Raw genomic sequence first — 8,057 nt, 5'->3', positions numbered from 1 at the left:
GCCCGGGAGCCAAGGGAAGCCTCAGCCGATACGGCCCCGGACACCGCCGGTCTGCGCCCGGTCAAGCAGCAGGTGATCGAGCAGCACCAGCGCCATCATCGCCTCGCCCACCGGCACGGCGCGGATGCCGACGCAGGGGTCGTGACGGCCTTTGGTGATCAGGTCGATCTCTTCGCCTGCCGCATTTACCGCCTGGCGCGGCGTCAGGATCGAGGAGGTCGGCTTGACGGCAAAACGGCAGACCACTGGCTGGCCGGTCGAGATGCCGCCGAGAATGCCACCGGCATGGTTCGACAGGAACTCAACCCCATCCGGCCCCATCCGCATCTCATCGGCATTTTCAACCCCGGTCAGCGCCGCCGAGGCCATGCCCTCGCCGATCTCCACCGCTTTGACCGCATTGATCGACATCATCGCCGAGGCCAGATCGCTGTCGAGCTTGCCATAAAGCGGCGCACCAAGGCCCGCCGGAACCTGTTCGGCCACGACTTCAATCACCGCGCCGACGGAATTATGCGCCAGCCGCAGTTCGTCGAGATAATCCGCCCATTCCCCCGCCGCCACCGCATCCGGGCAGAAGAAGGGATTCTCGCGGATCTGGCCTGCGTCAAAGCGGCTGCGGTCGATATGCTTCACGCCCATCTGCACCATATAGCCGGTGATCTTCAGATCCGGCACCAGTGCCGCCAGTACCTGACGCGCCACGCCGCCTGCCGCCACCCGGGCCGCGGTTTCGCGCGCCGAGGAACGCCCGCCACCACGATAGTCGCGGTGACCATATTTCAGATGATAGGCAATATCGGCATGACCGGGGCGGAAGGCTTTCGCGATATCGCCGTAATCTTTCGAGCGCTGGTCGGTATTCTCAATCATCAGCTGGATTGAGGTGCCGGTGGTTTTGCCCTCAAACACACCGGAAAGGATTTTCACCGCATCGGCCTCGCGCCGCTGAGTGGTGAATTTCGAGGTGCCGGGTTTACGCAGATCGAGCCAGGGCTGCAGATCTGCCTCGCTCAGCGCCACACCGGGCGGGCAGCCATCCACCGTGCAGCCAAGCGCCGGGCCATGGCTTTCACCCCACGTGGTCATACGGAAGAGATGGCCGAAGGTGTTGAGGCTCATGTGAGGTCTCCCGTGCTGATCCCGCGCCTGTCGCGTCAGGGCCGAGATAGCCGCGCCCTGCCCCGGGCTTCAACCGAAATCCACAAAAAAGTGAGGCCGGGGGTTGAAAGCTTTCCGTCAGCCCCCCAGTTTTCACCGGCGGACCGGGCCCCTCTGGCGTCAGGCGCTGTTTCAGACGGAACCCGATGCCCCGGCGAGAGTTGGGCGCTGAACCGGGAATTCTGAGCAGCCTGACGTGATGTCGGACCGCATCGGGAAATCGCGCCCGATGGAACGCCCGGCTCTCGTTTCCTCCGTTTCGGACGGCCGTTCCTTCTGGCGCCTGTACACAAAGGGCACAGGTTCGATGGAACTGTTGTTTACTTTATTCTTAGGTCAGCCGCTCTGGCTGTGGCTGACCTTCCTTTCGGTTGTCATTGTGCTGCTGGTGCTGGACCTGGGCCTGTTCAACGCCGGTGACGAAGAAATCGGCGTGGCGAAAAGCCTGAAGCTTTCGGCCTTTTACATCACGCTCGGCCTGCTCTTTGCCGGTTTTATCTGGTGGCAGATCTCGGCTGAGGCGGCAGGCCTCTACCTGACCGCCTTCGTGGTCGAGAAATCGCTGGCGATGGACAATGTCTTCGTCATTGCCATGATCTTCGGCTTCTTTGCCATTCCGCGCAAATATCAGCACCGGGCTTTGTTCTGGGGCATTCTCGGCGTGATCCTGCTGCGCGGCCTGATGATCGGCTTTGGCGCGGCTCTGGTGCAGAACTACCACTGGGTTCTGTATATCTTCGCGGCCTTCCTGGTCTTCACCGGCTTTAAAATGCTGTTCGCCGGCGATGATCATGACCCCGATATCGCCAATAACCCGCTGCTGAAATTCCTGCGCAAGCGGCTGAATGTCACCGATCAGCTGCATGGCCATGCTTTCACCGTGAAACTGCCCGATCCGAAAACCGGCAAGATAAAACGTTTTGCCACGCCGCTGCTGATGGCGCTGATCATGGTTGAGATTGCCGATGTGATCTTTGCCGTCGATTCGGTGCCGGCGGTGTTTGCCATCACCTCCGACCCCTACATCGTCTTCACCTCGAATATTTTCGCAATCCTCGGCCTGCGGGCGCTCTATTTCGCTCTGGCCGCGATTTTGCACCGCTTCGCCTATCTGAAATATGCGCTGGCGATCCTGCTGATCTTTATCGGCTCGAAAGTCTTCATCACCGATCTGCTGGATCTGGGGAAATTCCCGGCTTCGGTCTCGCTGGGCGTGACCTTCCTGATCCTCGGCACCGGCGTGGTGGTCTCGCTGTGGAAAACCAGGGGCGAGCCTGCCCATGACACCCTGCCCGGAGAGCCGGGCGACGCGCATCCCGCCCGTCACTGATCCAAGGGAAAGGGGCCCCGGCACGGGCCCCTTTCTGCCCCTTGCCTCAGGGATTTCCTGCACTATGCTCCGCCCCACCTCGGGGTGCCCTGATATCAGGGCTGAGATGCGATACTGCGGACCCGTTGAACCTGAACCGGCTTATACCGGCGGAGGGAAGGTGCAGCGGGTAAATTCTTATCCGCGCCCGGCCATCCGTCGCAAACGGAGGCTAAGATGAGACCCTTCCTTGCGGCGCTTTTCACCTGCCTGCCAGCTCTGGCAGCGGCTGAAACGCCCGTCCTTACCGTGATGACCTATGACAGCTTTGCCTCGGAATGGGGGCCAGGCCCGCAGGTCGAGAAAGCCTTTGAAGAGGTCTGCGGCTGCGATCTGCGCTTTATTACCGGCGGTGACGGTGCCGCCATGCTGGCCCGTCTGCGCCTTGAGGGTGCGGCGAGCGAAGCCGATGTCCTGCTTGGTCTCGACACCAATCTGACGGCAGATGCCCGGGACACCGGCCTGTTTGCCCCGCATGATCAGCCCGCCGCAACCGGCCTGCCGGTCGCCTATAGGGATGAGATTTTCCTGCCCTATGACTGGAGCTGGTTCGCCTTCGTCTATGACAAAAACCGTCTCGCCTCACCGCCGGGCGATTTTGCCGCTCTGGCGGCCTCCGATCTGAAAATCGTGATCCAGGATCCGCGCTCCTCGACCCCGGGCCTTGGCCTGCTGATGTGGGTCAAGGCGGCTTTTGGCGCCGAAGCGCCGCAAATCTGGAGCGGGCTTGCCGATAATATCCTGACCGTCACCCCCGGCTGGTCCGAGGCCTATGGGCTGTTCCTTGAGGGCGAGGCCGATATGGTCCTCTCCTATACTTCCTCGCCCGCCTATCATCGCCTGGCCGAGCAGGATGACAGCAAGGAATGGGCCAGTTTCAGCGAGGGGCATTACCTGCAGATTGAGCTGGCAGCGATCCTCGCCGCGTCAAAACAGCCCGGGCTGGCGCAGGACTTTCTTGCCTTCACCCGCTCGCCCGCCTTCCAGTCGGTGATCCCCGAGACCAACTGGATGTATCCGGCCTCAGAGATTGCTTTGCCCGAGGGCTTTGAGACCAGGCGGCCCGAAAAATCGCTGCTGCTCGACGAGAATGAGGCCCGCAGCCTGCGGCAAGAGGCGCTGAGCGAATGGCAATCGGCGCTCGCGCGATAGGGCTGCTGGTCGCGCTTCTGACGCTGCTGCCGATTCTGGCAGTGGCGCTGCGGGCCGGGGGGCTGTCGCTCTCCGGCCCGGATCTTGCGGCACTGCGCTTCACCCTTACCCAGGCCGCGCTTTCGGCCCTGATCTCGGTCCTGCTGGCGGTTCCGGTGGCGCGCGCCCTCGCGCGGCGGCGTTTTCCCGGCCGGGATCTGCTGATCAGCCTGATGGGCGCGCCGTTTTTACTGCCTGCGATCGTCGCCGTGATGGCGCTGATCACCCTGTTCGGCCGTTCAGGCACGCTCAACAGCGGGCTTGCCCTGCTGGGCCTGCCGCCGCTGCAGATCTACGGGCTGCAGGGCGTGGTGCTGGCGCATGTGTTTCTGAACCTGCCGCTGGCGGTGCGGATGATCCTTCAGGCCTGGGCGGCTGTGCCCGCCGAAAGGTTCCGCCTGGCCGAAAGCCTGGGCTTCGCACCCCGCGACATCCGCCGCCATATCGAGGCACCGCTGCTGCGCGAGACCCTGCCCGGCGCGCTGGCGACCATCTTTGCCATCTGTCTGACCTCTTTCGCGGTCGCCCTGACCCTTGGCGGCGGGCCGCGGGCCACCACGCTGGAACTGGCGATCTATCAGGCTTTGCGGTTCGAATTTGACCTTGGCCGCGCCGCCGGACTGGCGCTGGTGCAGACCGGCCTCGGCGCGGCTGCCGCGCTTCTCGCCTGGCGGCTGACCCGCAGCACCGGCTTTGGTGCAGGGCTGGACCGCCGGATCGCGCTCAGCCCGCCGCAGGGCTGGCGCAAAGCGGCCGATGCGGCTGTGCTTGGCCTCGCGTCAGCCTTCCTGCTGCTGCCGCTCTGTGCCCTTGTCCTCCGCGCCGCGCCTGGCCTGACCGAACTTCCTGCCTCGGTCTGGCAGGCGAGCCTGCGCTCACTGATCATGGCACTGCTCTCGGCCCTGCTGGCGGTCAGCATCGGCCTGAGCCTCGCGCTCAGCGTTGCCAGAGGCGGGCCGCGCTGGATCGAACTGGCCGCTGTGCTGCCCCTAGCCACCTCGGGCCTTGTGCTCGGCACCGGGCTTTTCCTGCTGCTGCGCCCGCTCACCGCCCCCACCAGCCTCGCCCTGCCGCTGACACTTCTGGTCAATGCGCTGATGGCCCTGCCCTTCATCTACCGGCTGCTGCTGCCTGAAGCCCGGGCGCTGGAGGCGGATTACGGCCGCCTTGCCGCCGCGCTGGATCTGCGCGGTTTCGCCCGGCTGCGGCTGCTGACCCTGCCGCGCCTGGCCCGGCCCCTCGGTTTTTCTGCCGGGCTCGCCTCGGCCTTTGCCATGGGGGATCTCGGGGTCATCGCCCTGTTCGCCACCGACCGCGCCGTGACGCTGCCGCTGCTGGTGCAGCAGCTGACCTCGGCCTATCGCACCGAAGCCGCCAGCGGCGCCGCTCTGGTTCTGGTGGGGCTGAGCTTCGCGCTGTTTCGTATTTTTGACGCAGGGGGCCGGCGTGCTGACGCTCGATAATCTCATTCTCCGCCAGGAAGGGTTTAGCCTTCGCGCCAGCTGGCAGGCCCGGGCTGGCGAAAGGCTGGCGCTGATCGGCCCCTCGGGCGCCGGGAAAAGCTCGCTGCTCTCGGCCATTGCCGGTTTCTATGCCCCCGCCGCAGGCCGGGTGCTTTGGCAGGGCCAGGATCTGACCGCCATGCCCCCCGGCCAGCGCCCGCTGTCTATTCTGTTTCAGGATCAGAATCTGTTTCCGCATCTGACGCTGGCACAGAATACCGGCCTCGGCCTGCGCCCGGATCTGCGGCTCGATCGCGCCGGCTGGGCCCGGGCCGAGGCGGCGCTGGAGCGGGTCGGGCTGGGTGGCATGGGCACCAGAAAGCCTGGCGAGATTTCGGGCGGCCAGGCCAGCCGCGCCGCCCTGGCCCGGGTGCTGCTGCGCGCCCGGCCGATATTGCTGCTCGATGAGCCTTTCGCCGCCCTCGGTCCGGCGCTGAAATCCGAAATGCTGACGCTGCTCTCGGAGCTTTCGGCCGAACATAATACCACGGTGCTGATGGTCACCCATGAGCCGCGTGATGCGCTGGAATTCGCGCCGCTGACGGTGCTGGTGGCCGGGGGCGAGGCCGCCGCGCCGATGCCAAGCGCGGCGCTGCTCGCTGATCCGCCCCCAGAGCTGCGCGCCTATCTCGGCAGCAGCACCCCATAAATAAAAAACCCCGCCAGTGGCGGGGTTTTTCTGTTTCAGAGCGGCTGCGGATCAGGCGTTGAACTCTTTGCCTTTAACGCGGGCCCAGAGCTTTTTATTGGTCAGATAGAGCAGGACCGACAGCAGCGCGAGGAAGGCCACCGCGATGAAGCCCGCCGATTTGCGATCCATCATCTTCGGCTCAGCCGTCCACATCAGGAAAGCGGTGACGTCTTTCGCCATCGCATCCAGAGTGGTCGGGCTGCCATCCGCGAAGCTGACCTGGTCATCCGACAAGGGCGGAGCCATAGCGATCCAGCCACCCGGGAAAGCCTTGTTCTCATAGAAGGTCGAACCGGCTTCTTCCTTGGTCTCACCGGTATAGCCGGTCAGGATCGAGTAGAGGTATTCCGGGCCACCGATGCCTTTGACGAACTGGTTGATCCCGGTGCCTTCCGGCCCGTGGAAGCCAGCGCGGGCCTTGGTCATCAGCGACAGGTCCGGACCAGTGCCATCCCCCGAACGGGCCGGGAAATTATCGGTCCATTCCCGCGGACGGGCATCGGCGCCAGGCACCTCAACCTCATCGAGGTTGCCGGCATAGGCCCGGGCCTGGTCTGCGGGCAGATTCGGGCCGCCCTCATCCGCCAGGGTACGGATCGGGACGAATTTCAGACCGTGGCAGGCCGAGCAGACCTCGGTGTAGACCTGCAGGCCGCGTTGCAGCTGCAGCTGGTCATATTTGCCGAACGGCCCCTCAAAGCTGAAGTCCACATCTTCGATATGGCCTTCTGCACCGGCTGCCAGGGCCGCGCCCGAAAGCGCGACAGAGGTGGCAACGGAGAGAATGATCTTGCGGAACATTTGCATCAGATCCTTGTCCTCACTCAGGCGCTTTAGGGTAGTGGGCCTTGAAATCGTCCTCGATGGTCGCGGGCTGAGCCGACGGCTTTTCCATCACTCCCAGCAGCGGCAGGATGACGAGGAAATAGGCGAACCAATAGGCAGCACCGATCAGCGAGATCGTCGCATAGGGCTCTTCCGCCGGCATTGCACCCGCCCACATCAGAACGATGAAGTCGACGCAAAGCAGAGCGAACCACCATTTGAATTTCGGACGGTAGCGGCCCGAACGCACCGAGGAGGTATCCAGCCAGGGCACCAGCGCCATCACAGCGATCGCACCGAACATTGCCAGCACACCAAAGAACTTGGCGTCGACGATGCCGAAGGTGATCCATTCCGCCGCGATCACCACCCAGACGTCAGCCGTGAAGGCACGCAGAATGGCGTAGAACGGCAGGAAGTACCATTCCGGAACGATATGGGCCGGGGTGACCAGCGGGTTCGCCTCGATATAGTTATCGGGGTGGCCGAGATAGTTCGGCATGAAGCCAACGATCGCGAAGAAGACCAGCAGCACAACAGCCAGTGCAAAGAGGTCTTTGATCACGAAATAGGGCCAGAAGGGCAGAGTGTCTTTCTGGGCATTCTCTTTCGAGTCGCGACGCACTTCGACGCCGGTCGGGTTGTTATTGCCGGTGTGGTGGAAGGCCCAGATATGGACGATCACCAGGCCCGCAATCACGAAGGGCAGCAGGTAGTGCAGCGAGAAGAAGCGGTTCAGCGTGGCATTATCCACCGCCGGGCCGCCGAGCAGCAGGGTCTGGATCGGCTCGCCGATGCCCGGGATCGCACCGAACAGACCGGTGATCACGGTCGCGCCCCAGAAGGACATCTGACCCCAGGGCAGCACATAGCCCATGAAGGCGGTGCCCATCATCAGCAGATAGATCAGCATGCCGACAATCCAGGTGATCTCACGCGGGGCTTTGTAGCTGCCGTAATAGAGACCGCGGAAGATGTGCAGATAGACGGCAAAGAAGAACAGCGATGCGCCATTGGCATGCAGATAGCGGATCATATGCCCGCCGTTCACGTTGCGCATGATATGCTCAACGCTGGAGAAAGCCAGGCTGACATGCGGCGTGTAATGCATCGCGAGGATGATACCGGTCACGATCTGCAGCGCGAGGCAGAAAGCAAGGACGATGCCCCAGATCCACATCCAGTTCAGGTTGCGGGGGGTGGGGATCATCAATGTGTCATAGACCAGGCCAACGATCGGCAGCCGCTTATGCAGCCACTTCTCGGGAGCGGTCTTGGGTTCGTAATGGTCGTGGGGAATACCGGCCATGTTGCGTTA

General features: G+C 63.4%; 7 protein-coding genes and 1 riboswitch. Of the genes, 4 read left to right on the top strand and 3 right to left on the bottom strand.

The genetic code is table 11. The features are described 5' to 3' along the window. Positions 1-21: 21 nt before the first annotated feature. Positions 22-1,122, bottom strand: coding sequence for a chorismate synthase (gene aroC, locus H0485_RS01970; protein ID WP_226933682.1), 1,101 nt, complete (start codon positions 1,120-1,122; stop codon positions 22-24). 346 nt (positions 1,123-1,468) lie between these two features. Between aroC and H0485_RS01965 the strand changes: the two genes are divergently transcribed. The 4 genes from H0485_RS01965 (at position 1,469) to H0485_RS01950 (ending at position 5,872) form a co-directional block, all read left to right on the top strand. Further along, positions 1,469-2,491: a TerC family protein gene (locus H0485_RS01965; RefSeq protein ID WP_226933681.1), complete on the top strand. Its 1,023-nt coding sequence runs from the start codon at positions 1,469-1,471 to the stop codon at positions 2,489-2,491. Positions 2,492-2,561: 70 nt separating this feature from the next. After that, a riboswitch (TPP riboswitch) is annotated at positions 2,562-2,666 on the top strand. A gap of 41 nt (positions 2,667-2,707) precedes the next feature. Continuing rightward, positions 2,708-3,682, top strand: coding sequence for a thiamine ABC transporter substrate binding subunit (gene thiB / locus H0485_RS01960; protein WP_226933680.1), 975 nt, complete (start codon positions 2,708-2,710; stop codon positions 3,680-3,682). Beyond that, positions 3,658-5,184, top strand: coding sequence for an ABC transporter permease family protein (locus tag H0485_RS01955; RefSeq protein WP_226933679.1), 1,527 nt, complete (start codon positions 3,658-3,660; stop codon positions 5,182-5,184). The genes thiB and H0485_RS01955 overlap by 25 nt, the downstream gene beginning before the upstream one ends. After that, a complete protein-coding gene (locus H0485_RS01950) occupies positions 5,168-5,872 on the top strand; it encodes a thiamine ABC transporter ATP-binding protein (protein ID WP_226933678.1) in 705 nt (234 codons plus the stop codon). Before H0485_RS01955 ends, H0485_RS01950 begins: the two co-directional genes overlap by 17 nt. A gap of 51 nt (positions 5,873-5,923) precedes the next feature. Here H0485_RS01950 and H0485_RS01945 read toward each other — a convergent pair whose 3' ends face one another. Both H0485_RS01945 and petB read right to left on the bottom strand, forming a co-directional pair. Next, positions 5,924-6,715: a cytochrome c1 gene (locus H0485_RS01945; RefSeq protein ID WP_226933677.1), complete on the bottom strand. Its 792-nt coding sequence runs from the start codon at positions 6,713-6,715 to the stop codon at positions 5,924-5,926. A gap of 19 nt (positions 6,716-6,734) precedes the next feature. After that, positions 6,735-8,048 (bottom strand): cytochrome b, encoded by a 1,314-nt coding sequence (gene petB, locus H0485_RS01940; RefSeq protein ID WP_226933676.1) that lies wholly within the window; start codon positions 8,046-8,048, stop codon positions 6,735-6,737. Positions 8,049-8,057: the final 9 nt, after the last annotated feature.

Source organism: Pseudogemmobacter faecipullorum (assembly GCF_020539525.1).
Taxonomy (GTDB): Bacteria; Pseudomonadota; Alphaproteobacteria; order Rhodobacterales; family Rhodobacteraceae; genus Pseudogemmobacter; species Pseudogemmobacter faecipullorum.
The sequence above is the reverse complement of the archived record's forward strand: the minus strand, read 5'-3'. Positions and strand labels throughout refer to the sequence as shown.